Origin of the sequence: Comamonas sp. 7D-2, assembly GCF_022749555.1 — a bacterium.
Classification (GTDB): domain Bacteria; phylum Pseudomonadota; class Gammaproteobacteria; order Burkholderiales; family Burkholderiaceae_C; genus Comamonas; species Comamonas thiooxydans.
Window position 1 is genome coordinate 2,503,181 of record NZ_CP094238.1, and the last position, 16,789, is coordinate 2,519,969.

Sequence of the window (16,789 nt, forward strand, 5' to 3'; positions counted from 1 at the left end):
CATTAGCGGTAATAGGAGGCAGGCCCGTCGCATCTGGCGGCAAGGCGCAAAACCTACACCATACACCACCAGGACCGGACCTTCCTGAAAAAGGATCGACGCATTGTAATGGGCCGCCGGATCGCGCTCGCGAGTTGCTGGCGTCTTTACGCTACGGCCGCAGCGAATCTAGAGGCATTGAGTCCGCAGGGACGAAGCGCTCTTCCTACAATAGCGGCCATGTTTGTCCATCTGCGCCTGCACACCGAATTCTCCGTCGTCGACGGAACCACCCGCGTCAATGCCATGATCAAGGCCGCTGCCGAAGACGGGCAGGTGGCGATGGCCATTACCGACTTCAACAATCTGTTTGGCGGCATCAAGTTCTATCGCGAAGGCCGTGGCAAGGGCGTCAAGCCTCTGCTGGGCGCCGAGATCATGCTCGAAGGGCTGGGCGATGCGCCGCCTTCGCGGATCATCGTTCTTGTGCAGAGCAAGCAGGGCTACCACAATATTGCCGAGCTGCTGGCACGTGGCTGGACGCGCAATGTAGTGCGTGATCAGGCGCAGCACAAGTGGGAATGGCTGCAGGAACTGGGCGAGGGACTGATCGTGCTGTCCGGTGCGCAAGCCGGCCCCGTGGGCATTGCTCTCACCCGTGGTGATGAAAAAGGGGCGGCCGAGATTGCCCAGCGCCTGGCAACCATGTTCCCGCACCGCTTCTATATCGAGCTGCAGCGCGCGGGCCGTGCCGATGACGAGTCGCATGTGCTGGCGGCCGTGAAACTGGCCAGCCGCTTGAATCTGCCGGTGGTGGCGACGCACCCGATCCAGTATGCCAAGCCCGACGATTACGAGGCCCACGAGGCCCGCGTTTGCATTGCCGAAGGCGAGATCCTGGGCAATGCCAAGCGGGTGCGCAAGTTCACCCGCGACCAGTATTTCAAGACCGCTGCCGAAATGGAGCAGCTGTTTGCCGACATTCCGAGCGCGATCGAGAACACCATCGAAATTGCCCGCCGCTGCAGCCTGACGCTGGAGTTGGGCAACCCGCAGTTGCCCAATTTCCCCGTGCCGTCCGGCATGAGCATGGACGAGTTCTTCCGCCACGAGTCCTACCAGGGGCTGGAGGAGCGCCTGGTCCACCTCTATCCCGATGCGGCCAAGCGCGACGCCCAGCGTTCGCGCTATGTGGAGCGGCTGGAGTTCGAGCTGGGCACCATCATGAAGATGGGCTTTCCGGGCTACTTTCTTATCGTGTCGGACTTTATCAAGTGGGCCAAGGCCAATGGCTGCCCAGTGGGGCCGGGCCGTGGCTCGGGTGCCGGCTCGCTGGTGGCCTATGTGCTCAAGGTGACCGATCTCGACCCGCTGGAATACAACCTGCTGTTCGAGCGTTTCCTGAACCCCGAGCGCGTGTCCATGCCCGACTTTGACGTGGACTTCTGCCAGCAGAACCGCGACCGCGTGATCGACTATGTCAAGGATCGCTACGGCCGCGATGCCGTGAGCCAGATCGCCACCTTCGGCACCATGGCCGCACGTGCGGCCATCCGTGACGTGGGCCGCGTGCTGGACATGAGCTACACCTTCTGCGACGGCATCTCCAAGCTGATCCCGAACAAGCCCGGCCTGCATGTCACGCTCAAGTATCCGCCCAATCCGCCCAAGGAAGGCGACAAATACACCTATGCCATCAAGGAGGAGCCGATTCTGGCCGAGCGCATCGAGCGCGAGGAGGACGTCAAGACCCTGATCGAGATGGCGCAGAGCCTGGAGGGCATGACGCGAAACATCGGCATGCACGCCGGCGGCGTGGTGATTGCGCCGGGCAGGCTGGCCGATTTTTGTCCGCTGTACCAGCAGCCCGGCAGTACCTCGGCCGTGGCCATGTACGACAAGGACGACGTGGAAGCCGTGGGCCTGGTGAAGTTCGACTTTTTGGGTCTGGCCACGCTGACGATCCTGGAGATTGCGCGCGAATTCATCATGAAGCGCCACAAGGGTCAGGAGAACTTCCAGTTCGAGAACATTCCGCTGGACGACTATCCGACCTACAAGCTGTTCTCGGATGGCAAGACCGAAGCCGTCTTCCAGTTTGAATCGCGCGGCATGCAGCAGATGCTCAAGGAGGCCAAGCCCTCGCGTCTGGAAGACCTGATTGCGCTGAACGCTCTCTACCGCCCCGGTCCCATGGACCTGATTCCCACCTTCATTGCCCGCAAGCACGGGCAGGAAGTCGTGGAGTACCCGCATCCGCTGGTCGAGTCGGTGCTGGCCGAAACCTACGGCATCATGGTCTACCAGGAGCAGGTGATGCAGACCGCCCAGGTGCTGGGCGGCTACTCGCTGGGCGGCGCCGACTTGCTGCGCCGGGCCATGGGCAAGAAGAAGGTCGAGGAGATGGTCAAGCACCGGGGCATCTTCCGCGAGGGTGCGGCCAAGAACGGACTGTCCGAGGAAAAGGCCGACGAGGTCTTCGACCTGATGGAGAAGTTCGCGGGCTACGGCTTCAACAAGTCGCACGCGGCAGCCTACTCCCTGCTGGCCTATCACACGGGCTGGCTCAAGGTGCACTACACGGCCGAGTTCTACTGCGGCAATATGACCGTGGAAATGGACAACACCGACAAGCTCAAGGTGTTGTACGAGGATGCGCTCAAGATGGGCATCACTTTCGAGATGCCCGATGTGAACCGCGGTGTGTACCGCTTCGAGCCGGTGACCGACAAGGTCATACGCTACGGCCTCGGAGCCATCAAGGGAACGGGGCAGGCGGCCATCGAAGCCATTGTGGCTGCGCGCAACGGCGAGGGCACGGGCCCCAACGGCCACGAGAAAGGTCCGTTCAAGAGCTTGTTCGACTTCTGCCTGCGCGTGGATCGCAGCCGCATCAACAAGCGCACCGTGGAAGCCTTGATCAAGGGCGGCGCCTTTGACACGATAGACATGAACCGCGCCTCGCTGATGGCGACGCTGGACACGGCCTTCGGCTTTGCGGCGACCTCGATTGCCAATGCCGATCAGGGCGGTCTGTTCGACATGATGGGCGATGATGCGCTGGGCTCGAGCACGGCGGAGCCACCCATGGCCGATGTGCTGCCCTGGGGCGTCAAGGAAAAGCTGACGCTGGAAAAAACGGCCATCGGCTTCTATCTGACAGGCCATCTGTTCGACGAGGTCGAGGCCGAAGTGCGCCGCTTCGTGCGCACCCCGATCGGCGAGATGCGCGACAGCCGCGAGCCGCAGACCATGGCCGGCATCATCGGCGGGCTGCGCACCATCAACGGCCAGCGCGGCAGGCTGAGCATCTTTACGCTGGACGACAAATCGGCGGTGATCGAGGCCTCGGTTGACGAAAAAACCATGGCAGCTTGCGCCGACGTGCTCAAGGAGGACGAGTTTGTCGTGGTTTCGGGCCGTCTCCAGCCCGACCGCTTCAGCGGCGGCCTGCGCATGAAGGTGCAGCAGATGTGGAGCCTGGCCGATGCGCGCTGCCGTTTTGCGCGCTATCTGCAGGTCAGCGTCGGGGAGAAGATGCCCGATGTGCCGGCGCTGCTGCGCCAGTTCCCGGCCAAGGTCGAGGAAACCGAGAGCGGTAATATCAACCATGGCGTCAAGGTACGTCTGGACCTGGTATGCCGCGACGAGCGCGGCTCGGCCAGTTGCGAGCTGGCGCTGGGCGAGAGCAGTCGCTTCTATCCCTCGGATGCCGCACTGGCTGCCTGGTATGGCTCGGCAGCGGCAGGCCAGGTCAAAGTGGTTTATGAATAGGCAGCATGGCAGCCCTTGCGAGCTGCCTGCACTCGAATGTCGGATAAGTGCCTGAATTTTTGATAGCGCAGAGCGCTTGCTGGGTAAGGGATTTCCATGGATTTCCCTTGGTTTTGCCAAATTTGCTTCCGGCCGCCTTGAAATCCCTAACAATGCTATGCATATGCCAGCGCAAAAACATTGCAACGGCTCGCTAGAATGGATTTCATGGCTACCCAACTCCCATCAATTCCCCCGGTCTCGCCAGCGATCAGAACGCCTGACGATGGAGATTCCTTGGTGCTCGAGCGGCGCCGCCAGCGGCTGCAGCCGCCACGCATGTATCAGGTGGTGATGCTCAACGACGACTTCACGCCCATGGAGTTCGTGATTGCCGTGCTGCAGGAGCTGTTCGGCAAGGACCGCGAATCGGCCACGCAGATCATGCTCAAGATTCATTTGGACGGCCGTGGTGTCTGCGGCGTCTACAGCCAGGATGTGGCGGCGACCAAGGTCGAGCAGGTACTGCAGGCGGCCCAGAAAGCGGGCCATCCGTTGCAGGCCACATTCGAGCCTGTTGAATAAGCGCAGTCCGCCCTCAGATTAGTTAGCAGAGAGTCAACCAAGCAAGCCGAAAGGAGTCGCACATGATCGCTCAAGAACTGGAAGTCAGCTTGCACATGGCGTTTGTCGAGGCCCGTCAGCAGCGTCACGAGTTCATCACCGTGGAGCATCTGCTGCTCGCCCTGCTGGACAACCCCAGTGCAGCTGAAGTGCTGCGCGCATGCGCGGCCAATATCGACGACCTGCGTTCATCGCTGTCCAACTTCATCAAGGACAACACACCGCAGGTGGACGGCACCGAAGAGGTGGATACGCAGCCCACGCTGGGATTCCAGCGTGTGATTCAGCGCGCCATCATGCATGTGCAGTCCACAGGCAACGGCAAGAAGGAGGTGACGGGCGCCAATGTGCTCGTGGCCATCTTCGGCGAAAAGGACTCGCATGCCGTGTACTACCTGCACCAGCAGGGCGTGACACGCCTGGACGTGGTCAACTACATTGCTCATGGCATCAAGAAGGGCGAGCCGCCCGAGCCTGCCAAGGCCGAGTCTCCCTCGGAGAGCGAAGAAGGCGCGGCTGGCGAGCGCAATGAAAAGGCCTCGCCGCTGGAGCAGTTCACGCTGAACCTGAACCAGGCTGCCAAGGAAGGCAAGATCGATCCGCTGATCGGGCGCGAGTACGAGGTCGAGCGCACCATCCAGATCCTCTGCCGCCGTCGCAAGAACAACCCGCTGCTGGTGGGCGAAGCCGGTGTGGGCAAGACCGCGATTGCCGAGGGTCTGGCCTGGCGCATCACCGAGGGCACGGTGCCCGAGGTGCTCAAGGAAGGCGTGGTCTACTCGCTGGACATGGGCGCGCTGCTGGCCGGCACCAAGTACCGCGGCGATTTCGAGCAGCGCCTCAAGGGCGTGCTCAAGTCGCTCAAGGACAAGCCGCATGCCATCCTGTTCATCGACGAGATCCACACGCTGATCGGCGCCGGTGCGGCCTCGGGCGGCACGCTAGACGCGTCCAATCTGCTCAAGCCTGCGCTGTCCAGCGGTCAGTTGCGCTGCATCGGCGCGACCACCTTCACGGAATACCGTGGCATTTTCGAAAAAGACGCGGCCCTGTCGCGCCGCTTCCAGAAGGTGGATGTGGTCGAGCCTACGGTGGCCGAGACCGTGGACATCCTCAAGGGCCTGAAGTCGCGCTTCGAGGAGCACCACAGCATCACCTATGCGCAGGAAGCCCTGCAGGCTGCTGCCGAGCTGTCGGCCAAGTACATCAACGACCGTCACCTGCCCGACAAGGCCATCGACGTGATCGATGAGGCCGGTGCTGCCCAGCGTATCGCGCCCGAAGCCCAGCGCAAGCAGACCATCGGCAAGGCCGAGATCGAAGCCATCGTGGCCAAGATCGCCCGCATTCCGCCGGCCAACGTCAGCAACGACGACCGCAGCAAGCTGCAGACGCTGGAGCGTGACTTGAAGAGCGTGGTCTTCGGACAGGACAAGGCACTGGAAGTGCTGTCGTCTGCCGTGAAGATGGCGCGCTCGGGCCTGGGCAAGCCGGACAAGCCGATCGGCTCCTTCCTGTTCTCCGGCCCCACGGGCGTCGGCAAGACGGAAGCCGCCAAGCAACTGGCCTATATCCTGGGCGTGGACCTGATCCGCTTCGACATGTCCGAGTACATGGAGCGTCATGCGGTCAGCCGACTGATCGGCGCTCCTCCCGGCTATGTGGGTTTTGATCAGGGAGGTCTGCTGACCGAGGCCGTGACCAAGAAGCCGCATTCGGTGCTGCTGCTCGATGAAATCGAAAAGGCGCATCCGGACATCTTCAACGTGTTGCTGCAGGTCATGGATCACGGCACGCTGACCGACAACAACGGGCGCAAGGCCGACTTCCGCAACGTGATCATCATCATGACCACGAATGCGGGTGCCGAGACCATGAACAAGGCCACCATCGGTTTCACGAACCCGCGTGAAGCCGGTGACGAAATGGGCGATATCAAGCGCCTGTTCACGCCCGAGTTCCGCAACCGTCTGGATGCCATCGTCAGCTTCAAGCCGCTGGACGAGCAGATCATTCTGCGCGTGGTCGACAAGTTCCTGCTGCAGCTCGAGCAGCAACTGGCCGAGAAGAAGGTGGAGGTCACCTTCAGCGACAACCTGCGCAAGCATCTGGCCAAGAAGGGCTTCGATCCGCTCATGGGTGCACGCCCCATGCAGCGCCTGATCCAGGACACCATCCGCCGCTCGCTGGCCGATGAGCTGCTGTTCGGTCGTTTGACCAATGGCGGACGCCTGGAAGTGGACTGGGACGAAGCGGGCAACGAAGGCAAGGGTGATGTCAAGCTCACCATTACCGAGCTGCCCAAGGACGCACCCAAGGCCGAGCCCGAGCAGGCCGTGGCCGAATAAGGCCTTCGTCAGCGCCCGTATGGGGTGCTGAAACCAGAGACCGGCAGTGGAGACACTGCCGGTTTTTTGTTGTCCGCCTGGCCTGTGTTTGCTCTTTTTATGAGAGCTTTTATCGCTTGTTTGGCATGTAATTCAGGTGCTTTTATGCCTGAGTACTTCTGGTAGCGGGCGAAGCCAGCTATGAATGATGATTCGCCCATCAGTTCCTATGGACTGGCCCTGGCGGATGCAGCAGCCGCCATTGCGGTCGTTTCGGTGTTTGCAGCCTGAATGGGCGCAGGCTTTGGCGGAATGTTGTGTCCTGCGGACGACGATCAGGTCGCGGATACGATGGAGCCGCTCCACAATGCCGGGGCAGAGCTGCCTGATCAATCGCGCAGGTACAGAAGCAGCATGAAGATCGGCGTGCCGATCAGAACGCCGATGATAGAGAACAGGGGGCCGTAGACGAGCAGGCTTATCTCCAGCGCGCGCATACACCCCGAGATGCCCTCATTCAGGCAGCTGACCCCGTCGGGCGGCAGGAAGATGCTGTGAAACGGCAGAAAAAGCGCCGCCACGGCGAGACTGGCAAGCAGTGCCAGAAAGGCAGAGAGAACAAGTCGGCCCAGGGTTTTCATGATATGCATCTCCGCCGCAACTATAGATGGCTCAGCCGTGAATGCGGGGCTTCGCGGCCGACTCGGACCGGACCCGGTGCGCTGCCCTGTCGTGATGGCCGGCCCAGGTTGCTGAGCCGGACTGCCGCAAGAAAACGGCTTTGGAGCATGCCTAGGGCCTGCCTGCTGTGCCGCGTGCGACCTGGCTGATGAAATTGAGCGCGGCGACGATGATGCCCTTGCTCAGAGGCAGCAAGGCAAAGAACAGAAAGAAGAGGTGGTTGGCCTGCCACAGCGGCATGGTGCGCAGATGCGCGAGCCAGCTTTGAACATGGCCGCCGGCCACGGCGGTCGCGATGGCGGCGGCAAGCAGGGCCAGCAGCGTGACGGCCAGGGCCTTGGCACGCTTGGATGCGCGCTCGAAGGCGAGCGTGACAGGACGGATGAGGCAACAGCCAAAGACCAGGGCGCAGAGAAAAGGCACCAGGTCCACGGCTTCGCCCCGTAGCAGCCAGGGCAGGGCAGTTGCATAGGACAGAACCAGCAGGCCGAGGCCGGTGGCTCCTATGAGTCGGGGTTGCCGCTGTTGCTGCTGCTTCATGGACGTCTGCCGGTGCGCTGGAACGAGGCCGCGAAACCAATGAAAAAAGGAGCTGTTATCGCTTGCTGCATGACGATTTCAGATACTTTTGTATTTGAAAGGCAATGCGGAGAAGCGGTGCCAGCTATCAACATTGCTATTTGAGCCTGACGCCAGTCACTTGACCTGGCGCTTTTCCAGCTTGCGCGCCAGGGTGCGCCTGTGCATGCCAAGGCGGCGTGCGGCCTCGGAGATGTTGAAGCCGGACTCGGCCAGGGTCTCGTGAATATGCTCCCATTCCAGCGTCTTGATGGAGGTGGTCTGGCTGCTGACTTCCACATCGGTGCGGCCTTCGACTCGCCCGAAGGCGGCTTCGATATCGTCGGTATTCGAGGGCTTGGCCAGGTAGTGGCAGGCGCCCAGCTTGACGGCTTCCACGGCCGTGGCAATGCTTGCGTAGCCGGTGAGAACGACGATGAGCGCATCGGGGTTGTGCAGATGCAGCATCTGCACGCAGTTCAGGCCCGAGGCATTGCCGGCCAGCTTCAGGTCCATGACCGCATATTGCGGCCGCTGCTGGGTCAGCAGCAGCTGCACTTCCTCGCCGCTGGTGGCATGCAGCACACGGTAGCCCCGGCGCTCGAACGAGCGCTTGAGGGTGCGTGCAAATGCCGCGTCATCTTCAACCAGCAGCAGTAAACGGTCTTCTTCCATGCAAACCACAATGTCTTAAATCGCGAGAGCGGACTGGGGCAGGCTGACCTCCACCAGAGCACCTCCGCCTTGCTGAGCCGGCAGATTGCCGGCATGAACGCGGCCGCCCAGGGCGCGGGCCACGTTGGTCACCAGAAACAGGCCCAGGCCGCGGCCAGGACGCTCCTGTTTGGTGGAGACATGGCACTGGCCCAACTGCTGCAGCACGGCGGCATCGAAGCCCGGACCATGGTCGCGCACCTGGATGCGTATCTGGTCGTGATCGCTGCTCAGGGTCAGCTCCACCCAGTCGGGCGAGGCTTCGAGGGCATTGTCCAGCAAATTGCAAATCATTTGCTGCAATGCAGTATCCGAGAGCATGGCGAAGTCCTTCACGCCCTGCTGGTGCAGCGCAAAGTGCTGCAGGCTGTTATGGGTCTGCCAGTGGCTGACCACGCCTTGCACAAAGCTCGCAAAGGTGGTGCTTTCCGTGCCTTCGGCCCGGGTCTCGCCGGCGGACAGCAGCACGCCCGAGACGATGGACTTGCAGCGCAGCAGCTGGCGCTGCATTTCCTGCAGGTCCTCGCGCAGATCCTCGTCCTGCATGAGGGCCGGCATATGCTGCCAGTCGCCCAGGATCACGGACATGGTGGCCATGGGTGTGCCCAGCTCGTGGGCCGCGCCGGTGGCCAGCAGGCCCAGGCGCACGATATGTTCTTCCTCGCTGGCGCGCTGGCGCATATTGGAGATGCGCTTGTCGCGGCGGCGCGTGTTCTCGACGATGCGCGTCAGAAAGACGATGGTCAGGATGCTGGTCAGCGCAAAGCTGATGAGTACGCCCACAACATAGAGGCTGGGCAGGCCTTCCTGACTCACGAACTGCACATGCAGAGGCTGGTGAAACAGGGTCAGGCCCAGGACTCCGACAAAAGAGGCCGCGACCACGCACCATGTGTAGTGGGCGGGCAGCAGCACGGCGCTCAGAATGCCCTGCAGCAGATACAGATAGATAAAGGGGTTGCTGGCGCCGCCGCTCAGGTACAGCTGAATGGTCAGGGCCAGCACATCGGCCAGCAGCGCATAGAAGACGCTGCGCGAGGTCACGGGGCGGTGCAGGCCCTGGCTCCAGTAGATATAGGCCAGGTTGGTGGCCACCAGGGCCACGAGCACCAGCGCCATGGGCAGCAGGGGCAGTGCAATCTGAAAGCCGTAGTGCACCAGCGAGATGGTGACGACCTGGCCGACCACGGCAATCCAGCGCAGCTGAATCAGCAGCTGCATGTTCTGCCGCTCGGTCAGGCGCTGTACGCGAAACAGGGAATCGGAAATTTGGCTCACCGCGCAATTGTCACCGAGCGGGGCTGCCACGGACGCCTCTGGGGCTATGCGTTCCTGATGTAGGCACCGCCTTAAAGGGCCGAAAAAAAGCGCTCCGGGGAGCGCTTTTCAGGGGGAGGCATCAGCTTTTGGCAACCGCCTTGTCGTGCCGGCGTACCAGCCAGGCCGCTCCGATCACCATGATGGCCAGCCCATACCAGGTAAGCGCATAGACCAGATGGCTGTTCGGGAAGCGGATGACCGTCATGCCGGGGCGCAGGACTTCGGTGCCGGCCTCTGCCTGGGCATAGGCCGGGTTGCTGGCGGGCACGCCCTGGTCTATGAAGTAGGGGGCGGGCCTGCCCAGGCCCTGGGCCTGGGCAATGGCGGCGACATCGCGTGAGTACCACTGGCCGTTGGCCGGGTCGTTCTTGCGCAGAAAGCCGCCGCCGGGCTCGCTCATGCGCATCAGGCCGATGACGGTGACGGTCTCGGCGGATGGCCCGGCTTCGGCAATCTGCCTGAGCCACTGGCCGCGCAGCTTCTCGGGCGTGAAGCCGCGGTTGACCAGAACCTGTGTGCCATCGCCCAGCTGCAGCGGCGTCATGAGCCAGAAGCCCGCGCCGGCCTCGGTCAAGGCCTTGGCCAGCACGCTTTGCTTGTCCAGCCATCGGCCTTGCGCCTTGACGGGCAGGTACTCGTGGCTGGCGGCATTGATCTGCGGCCATTGGCCGGGCTCGGGCAAAGCCACGGGGGCGCTGTGCACGCGCTGCTCCACGCGCTCGATGAGATCGAGCTTCCAGGCGCGGCGCTGCACCTGCCAGGTGCCCAGAGCCATGAAGCCTAAAAACAAGGCGATGCCCACAAACGCGAGCATCGCCTTGGCGAAGGGAGAGCGCTGCCGCGCAGCGCTCTGGTTCTTCATGAGGTCAGTCAAGGTGTGACAGCTGCGGGAGCTGTGTGACCTGCGTGATCTGCATGGCCTGCGGCCTGGTGCATTTCATGACCGGGCATCATGTTGGTGTTCATGTGGAACATGACCCAAAGCGTGCCGGAGATCGCAATCGCCAGGAAGATCACCGTGAAGATGGTGGACAGCATGGTCCAGCCGCCCTGGATCTTGCCGTTCATGTGCAGGAAGTACACCATGTGCACGAGCACCTGGACCACCGCGAACAGGCCCAGCACGGCCACGGCCGTGGTGCGGTCGGTGATGACGTTGTTCATGACCAGGTAGAAGGGGATGGCGGTCAGGATGACGGCCAGGATGAAGCCCTTTACATAGTCACCCATGGTGACGTGCAGGTCGTCGTGATCGTGGTGATCGTCATGACCGGCGTGGATATCGTGTGCGCTCATTTACAGCACCCCCATCAGATACACAAAGGTGAACACACCGATCCAGACCACGTCCAAGAAGTGCCAGAACATGGACAGGCAGTTGATACGGCGCACGTTCTCGTTGATCAGGCCGTGCTTCTTGATCTGAATCATCAGGGTGATCAGCCAGACCAGACCGAAGGTCACGTGGATACCGTGCGTGCCCACCAGTGTGAAGAAGGACGACAGGAAGGCGCTGCTCTGAGGCGTTGCACCTTGATGGATCAGGTGGTGGAACTCATAGAGTTCCACGGCCAGGAAGGCTGCGCCCAGCAGGCCGGTGACGGCCAGCCACAGCAGAGTGCCGTTCACGTTCTTCTTCTGCTTTTGCAGCATGGCAAAGCCGAAGGTGATGGACGACATCAGCAGGAAGGCCGTGTTGACGGCCACCAGCGACAGATCGAACAGATCCTTGCCCGAGGGGCCGCCTGCATAGCTGCGGCCCAGCACGCCATAGGTGGCGAACAGTGCGGCAAAGATCAGGCAGTCGCTCATCAGGTAGAGCCAGAAGCCCAGCGAGGTGCCGTTTTCCGGATGAGGCTCGTGCGCGAGGTGGTACTCGCGAGTAGCCAGGGCGGCTGCGCCGCCAGCGTTGATATGTGTATTAGACATGGGCTGCTGCAAGCTGCTTGGTACGTGCTTCTTCCGATGTGGCCACTTCGGCCGCAGGGATGTAGTAGTCACGCTTGTAGTTGAAGGTATGAATGATCGAAGCCAGGATGGTTGCGACGAACGAAGCGATCGTCAGAGGCCACATGTGCCAGATCAGAGCAAAGCCCAGAACGGTGGACAGGCCGGCAATCACCACGCCGGCGCCGGTATTGGCGGGCATGTGGATGGGCTCGAAGCCGCTCAGCGGACGCTGATAGCCATGCTTCTTCATGTCGGTCCAGGCGTCGATGTCGTGCACCACGGGGGTGAAGGCGAAGTTGTACTGGGGAGGGGGCGAGGAAGTGGCCCACTCCAGGGTACGGCCTTCCCATGGGTCGCCGGTCACGTCACGCAGCTCGTCGCGCTTCCAGATGGACACGGCCAGCTGGATGAAGAAGCAGCCGATACCGGCAGCGATCAGGGCAGCACCGCAGGCAGCGATGATGAACCAGATCTGCAGCGAGGGATCGTCGAAGTGGTTGGCACGGCGAGTCACGCCCATCAGACCAAGGATGTACAGGGGAGTGAAGGCAACCCAGAAGCCGACCAGCCAGAACCAGAACGAAGCCTTGCCCCAGAACTCATTGAGTCGGAAGCCGAAAGCCTTGGGGAACCAGTAGTTGATGCCGGCAAACACGGCAAACACCACGCCGCCGATGATCACGTTGTGGAAGTGAGCAATCAGGAACAGCGAGTTGTGCAGCACGAAGTCTGCGGGAGGCACGGCCAGCAGCACACCGGTCATGCCGCCGATGGCGAAGGTGACCATGAAGCCCACCGTCCACAGCATGGGCACCGAGAAGCGGATGCGGCCGCGGTACATGGTGAACAGCCAGTTGAAGATCTTCGCGCCCGTGGGGATGGAGATGATCATCGTGGTGATACCGAAGAAGGTATTCACGCTGGCACCCGAGCCCATGGTGAAGAAGTGGTGCAGCCACACCAGGTAGGACAGGATGGTGATACACACGGTGGCGTAAACCATCGAGGTGTAGCCGAACAGACGCTTGCGGCTGAACGTTGCCACGATTTCGGAGAACACGCCGAAGCAGGGCAGGATCAGGATGTAGACCTCGGGGTGACCCCAGATCCAGATCAGGTTCACGTACAGCATGGGGTTGCCGCCCAGCTCGTTCGTGAAGAAGTTGGTGCCGACGTAGCGGTCCAGCGACATCAGCACCAGGGCTGCGGTCAGCACGGGGAAGGATGCCACGATCAGGGCGTTGGTGCACAGGGCAGTCCAGGTGAAGACGGGCATCTTCATCAGGTTCATGCCGGGAGCGCGCATCTTGATGATGGTCACGATCAGGTTGATACCTGACAAGGTCGTGCCCACACCGGCGACCTGCAGGCCCCAGATGTAGTAATCAAGACCCGTGCTGCCGCTCTGATGCCCCAGATTGGACAGAGCCAGCCAGCCGGAGGTGGAGAACTCGCCCAGGAACAGGGAGATCATCACCAGCACGGCGCCGCCGGTGGTCATCCAGAAGCTGAAGTTGTTCAGGAACGGGAAGGACACGTCACGTGCGCCGATCTGCAGAGGAACCAGGTAGTTCATCAGGCCGGTCACGAAGGGCATCGCCACGAAGAAGATCATGATCACGCCGTGGGCCGTGAAGATCTGGTCGTAGTGGTGAGGAGGCAGGTAGCCCATGTTGTCGCCGAAGGCCATGGACTGCTGCAGACGCATCATCACGGCATCGGCAAAGCCGCGCAGGAACATGACCAGACCGAGGATCATGTACATGATGCCGATCTTCTTGTGGTCGATGGAGGTGATCCAGTCGTTCCACAGCGGAGCCCAGAGGCGGAACTTGGTGATGCCGCCGACCACGACGAGGCCGCCAAGCACCACGGCAATAAAGGTCAAGAGCACGATGGGCTCATGCGTCATGGGAATCTGGTCCCATGTGATACGGCCCAACAGCCAGTGGGAGGCCGGGGTTGTTGTTTCAGACATGTTGAGTCTCTTTTGTCGTATTGGAGCGGCTGGGCGGTGAGCGCATCCGCACCGTGAACTACTTATTGCTGTGCGACAGCTCCGGAGGCGGCGACTTCGTCGAGCAGGGCGACAACGCGGTCAGCGTCTTTGGAAGTGCAGACATCCAGGGGCAGGGCCACGCTGGAGGTCTTGCTGTGGTGTGCAGGTGCCTTGCCGCCGGCGGCGTCGATGGCCATCATCTCGTTCATGCACATCTTGCCGTCTTCCACGCAGCGGTTGAGGACCTTGTGGTACAGGCCTTCGTCCACGCTGGCGAAGCGTTCAACGGGGTTGCGCTCGCTGGGCTTGGCCAGATCGATATAGGCATCGCGTGTCAGGGCCTTGCCTTCGGTCTTGGCCTTGGCAACCCACTGATCGAACTGCTCGTTTTCCAGGCCGTGGAACTTGAAGGTCATGCCTGCAAAACCAGCGCCGCTGTAGTGAGAGGACTTGCCGCCATAGACACCTGGCTTGTTGATCACGGCGTTCAGCTCGGTCTGCATGCCGGGCATGGTGTAGATCATGCCGGCCAGATCAGGAACGTAGAACGCGTTCATGGTGTGGGTGGAGGTCAGCTTGAAGTGAATGGGGCGATCCACCGGGGCAGCCACTTCGTTGACGGTGGCAATGCCTTGCTCAGGGTAGAAGAACAGCCATTTCCAGTCCAGAGACACGACCTGGATCTCCAGAGGCTTGACGTTGGGGTCCAGAGCCTTGGTGGCGGAGATGCGGTCCAGGGGACGATAAGGGTCGAGCTTGTGGGTGCTGATCCAGGTAATGGCGCCCAAAGCGATGATGATGAGCAGGGGAACCGTCCAGATCACCAGTTCCAGCGCAGTGGAGTGGTGCCATTCGGGGTCGTACTTGGCTTCGGTGTTGGACTGGCGGTATTTCCAGGCAAACAGCAGCGTCAAAAAGATGACGGGGACGATGATGAGCAACATCAGCAAAGTGGCCGTAATGACCAGATCGCCTTGCTGCTTGGCGACATCGCCAGCTGGGTTGAGGACGACGGCCTTGCTGCAACCTGCGAGGGTTGCGGTCAAAGCGGCCGCTGAGAGCCACGCGGGCCCACGGATTTCCTTGATTTTTAACATGCTTTGGGCGTGACAAAGTCGCGCTTAGGTGTAAACGCGGATTACTGGATCTCGGCAAATGTAATACCAAACAGTGGCTTGTCCATTGGACATTTTGTCCAAGGTCAACAGCTCGGGATTGGAAATGCGCTATGCGACAAGGGTTTAGCGGCTTTGGCGCGTGGACAAACTTTGAGCTGACAGGGCTTGAAATTGTCAAATCAGCCCTCAGAAACGGGGCCTGCACGGGGCTGGGCTGACAGTGTTCAGGGCAAAAACTCTATTGCAGCTGCACATGCTTGGGCGTAGAACGGAAAGCGTCCCCGGGACTGAAAAGTAAGACAAGGAGTTGTACCTTTATGACAAGCATGAACCCGTCCGTTGGTCTTACTCAGCAAGACTATGAGAACTCGGAAACCCTGGCCTATGCGCATACCGACGAGGATGTGACTCCCGGCGAGATTGCCGTGGGGGTGATCATCGGGCGCTCTTCCGAGTACTTTGACTTCTTCGTGTTCGGCATCGCCTGCGTGCTGGTGTTTCCCTCGCTGCTGTTTCCCTATCTATCCAAGCTCGATGGCACGCTGGCCGCGTTTGCCATCTTCTCGTTGGCCTTTGTGGCCCGCCCCGTGGGCACGGCGCTGTCCATGGCCGTGCAGCGGGTCTGGGGGCGTGCCACCAAGCTGACTCTGGCGCTGCTTCTGCTGGGCGTGTGCACGGTGGGCATGACCTTCCTGCCGAGCTATGAGACAGCGGGCATGAAGGCCGTCTGGGCGCTGGTGATCCTGCGCATCGGCCAGGGCCTGGCGCTCGGGGGCTCCTGGGACGGCTTGCCTTCGCTGCTGGCCATGTCCGCGCCGCCGAACAAGCGCGGCTGGTATTCGATGATCGGTCAGCTCGGGGCGCCGCTGGGTTTCATCATTGCGGCAGCGTTGTTTGCCTATCTGTACTCCAGCCTGACGGCCGACGAGTTCATGAGCTATGGCTGGCGCTACCCCTTCTGCGTGGCCTTCGCCATCAACGTGGTGGCGCTGTTTGCGCGCCTGCGTCTGGTCGTGGGCCAGTCCTATACCCAGCTTCTGCAGGAGCGTGAGCTGGAGCCCATCAGCGTGACCAGTCTCATGGCCAACGAAGGCCGCAATGTGATGATCGGTGCTTTTGCCGCACTGGCCAGCTTTGCGCTGTTCCATCTGGTGACCGTGTTCCCGCTGTCCTGGATTTCCATGTACTCCGACCAGTCCATGACCGAAGTGCTGGTGGTGCAGATCATCGGTGCACTGCTGGCAGGCGCGGCCATCATGCTGTCGGGCTGGCTGGCGGACCGAGTGGGGCGTCGCAACACCCTGGGCACCATGGCCTGCCTGATCGGCATCTTCAGCTTTCTTGCGCCCTGGTTGCTGGGCAGCGGCAGCACCGGCAACAATGTGTTCATCCTGGTGGGCTTTGTGCTGCTGGGCCTGTCCTACGGCCAGGCATCGGGCACGGTGACATCCAACTTCTCGTCGCGCTACCGTTACACCGGTGCGGCCCTGTCCACGGACATGGCCTGGCTCATCGGTGCGGCGTTTGCGCCTCTGGTGGCCTTGGGTGTCTCGGCAAAGTTCGGTCTGGTGGCTCTGGGTATCTATCTGCTGTCGGGCGCCTTGTGCACGCTGGCGGCCCTGGGCATCAACCGTGCCATCGAGGCGCGCGACCAATAAGAAGTCAGTGAACTTCCCTGCAAAACGCCCGGTGCTTGCATCGGGCGTTTTTCTTGATGCCAGGGGACATGAAAAAGCCGCCTGCAAGAGGCGGCTTTTTATCGACTG

13 protein-coding genes are annotated in these 16,789 nt (G+C 61.4%); 4 read left to right on the top strand and 9 right to left on the bottom strand.

What is annotated here, in order from left to right; genetic code table 11:
- Window positions 1-219 precede the first annotated feature (219 nt).
- The 3 genes from dnaE (at window position 220) to clpA (ending at window position 6,704) form a co-directional block, all read left to right on the top strand.
- Window positions 220-3,753, top strand: a complete 3,534-nt coding sequence (gene dnaE, locus MPZ60_RS11525; protein ID WP_034352357.1) for a DNA polymerase III subunit alpha — start codon at window positions 220-222, stop codon at window positions 3,751-3,753.
- Window positions 3,754-3,951: 198 nt separating this feature from the next.
- Entirely contained in the window at window positions 3,952-4,317 is a 366-nt protein-coding gene (clpS, locus tag MPZ60_RS11530; RefSeq protein WP_034349666.1) for an ATP-dependent Clp protease adapter ClpS, read from the top strand.
- A 62-nt stretch (window positions 4,318-4,379) separates the two neighbouring features.
- Window positions 4,380-6,704: an ATP-dependent Clp protease ATP-binding subunit ClpA gene (clpA, locus tag MPZ60_RS11535; protein ID WP_034352360.1), complete on the top strand. Its 2,325-nt coding sequence runs from the start codon at window positions 4,380-4,382 to the stop codon at window positions 6,702-6,704.
- Between the two features lie 368 nt (window positions 6,705-7,072).
- On the opposite strand, the gene MPZ60_RS11540 is transcribed toward clpA, so the two are convergent.
- The 9 genes from MPZ60_RS11540 to cyoA all read right to left on the bottom strand — a co-directional run bounded on the left by MPZ60_RS11540 (window position 7,073) and on the right by cyoA (window position 15,002).
- On the bottom strand, window positions 7,073-7,324 hold the full coding sequence (locus MPZ60_RS11540) for a hypothetical protein (protein ID WP_034352572.1): 252 nt from the start codon (window positions 7,322-7,324) through the stop codon (window positions 7,073-7,075).
- A 151-nt stretch (window positions 7,325-7,475) separates the two neighbouring features.
- Entirely contained in the window at window positions 7,476-7,904 is a 429-nt protein-coding gene (locus MPZ60_RS11545; RefSeq protein WP_034352362.1) for a hypothetical protein, read from the bottom strand.
- A gap of 156 nt (window positions 7,905-8,060) precedes the next feature.
- Window positions 8,061-8,597 (bottom strand): response regulator transcription factor, encoded by a 537-nt coding sequence (locus MPZ60_RS11550; RefSeq protein ID WP_034352364.1) that lies wholly within the window; start codon window positions 8,595-8,597, stop codon window positions 8,061-8,063.
- A 15-nt stretch (window positions 8,598-8,612) separates the two neighbouring features.
- Window positions 8,613-9,914: an ATP-binding protein gene (locus tag MPZ60_RS11555; RefSeq protein ID WP_012838221.1), complete on the bottom strand. Its 1,302-nt coding sequence runs from the start codon at window positions 9,912-9,914 to the stop codon at window positions 8,613-8,615.
- A gap of 121 nt (window positions 9,915-10,035) precedes the next feature.
- A complete protein-coding gene (locus MPZ60_RS11560) occupies window positions 10,036-10,818 on the bottom strand; it encodes an SURF1 family protein (protein ID WP_034352367.1) in 783 nt (260 codons plus the stop codon).
- Window positions 10,819-10,826: 8 nt separating this feature from the next.
- Window positions 10,827-11,252: a cytochrome o ubiquinol oxidase subunit IV gene (gene cyoD / locus MPZ60_RS11565; protein ID WP_034352369.1), complete on the bottom strand. Its 426-nt coding sequence runs from the start codon at window positions 11,250-11,252 to the stop codon at window positions 10,827-10,829.
- Complete coding sequence (cyoC, locus tag MPZ60_RS11570; protein WP_003055501.1) at window positions 11,253-11,885, bottom strand: cytochrome o ubiquinol oxidase subunit III; 633 nt, start codon at window positions 11,883-11,885, stop codon at window positions 11,253-11,255.
- Window positions 11,878-13,884, bottom strand: a complete 2,007-nt coding sequence (cyoB, locus tag MPZ60_RS11575; protein WP_034352370.1) for a cytochrome o ubiquinol oxidase subunit I — start codon at window positions 13,882-13,884, stop codon at window positions 11,878-11,880. The genes cyoC and cyoB overlap by 8 nt, the downstream gene beginning before the upstream one ends.
- Window positions 13,885-13,946: 62 nt before the next feature.
- Complete coding sequence (gene cyoA / locus MPZ60_RS11580) at window positions 13,947-15,002, bottom strand: ubiquinol oxidase subunit II (RefSeq protein WP_034352372.1); 1,056 nt, start codon at window positions 15,000-15,002, stop codon at window positions 13,947-13,949.
- A 338-nt stretch (window positions 15,003-15,340) separates the two neighbouring features.
- On the opposite strand from cyoA, the gene MPZ60_RS11585 reads away from it, so the two are divergent.
- Window positions 15,341-16,681: an MFS transporter gene (locus MPZ60_RS11585; protein WP_034352375.1), complete on the top strand. Its 1,341-nt coding sequence runs from the start codon at window positions 15,341-15,343 to the stop codon at window positions 16,679-16,681.
- The last annotated feature ends 108 nt before the right edge of the window (window positions 16,682-16,789 follow it).

Bases quoted from the DNA above. Each gene is read 5' to 3' on its own strand.
- dnaE (WP_034352357.1), top strand. From the start codon at position 220: ATGTTTGTCCATCTGCGCCTGCACACCGAATTCTCCGTCGTCGACGGA.
- clpS (WP_034349666.1), top strand. From the start codon at position 3,952: ATGGATTTCATGGCTACCCAACTCCCATCAATTCCCCCGGTCTCGCCA.
- clpA (WP_034352360.1), top strand. From the start codon at position 4,380: ATGATCGCTCAAGAACTGGAAGTCAGCTTGCACATGGCGTTTGTCGAG.
- MPZ60_RS11540 (WP_034352572.1), bottom strand. From the start codon at position 7,324: ATGAAAACCCTGGGCCGACTTGTTCTCTCTGCCTTTCTGGCACTGCTT.
- MPZ60_RS11545 (WP_034352362.1), bottom strand. From the start codon at position 7,904: ATGAAGCAGCAGCAACAGCGGCAACCCCGACTCATAGGAGCCACCGGC.
- MPZ60_RS11550 (WP_034352364.1), bottom strand. From the start codon at position 8,597: ATGGAAGAAGACCGTTTACTGCTGCTGGTTGAAGATGACGCGGCATTT.
- MPZ60_RS11560 (WP_034352367.1), bottom strand. From the start codon at position 10,818: ATGAAGAACCAGAGCGCTGCGCGGCAGCGCTCTCCCTTCGCCAAGGCG.
- cyoD (WP_034352369.1), bottom strand. From the start codon at position 11,252: ATGAGCGCACACGATATCCACGCCGGTCATGACGATCACCACGATCAC.
- cyoC (WP_003055501.1), bottom strand. From the start codon at position 11,885: ATGTCTAATACACATATCAACGCTGGCGGCGCAGCCGCCCTGGCTACT.
- cyoB (WP_034352370.1), bottom strand. From the start codon at position 13,884: ATGTCTGAAACAACAACCCCGGCCTCCCACTGGCTGTTGGGCCGTATC.
- cyoA (WP_034352372.1), bottom strand. From the start codon at position 15,002: ATGTTAAAAATCAAGGAAATCCGTGGGCCCGCGTGGCTCTCAGCGGCC.
- MPZ60_RS11585 (WP_034352375.1), top strand. From the start codon at position 15,341: ATGACAAGCATGAACCCGTCCGTTGGTCTTACTCAGCAAGACTATGAG.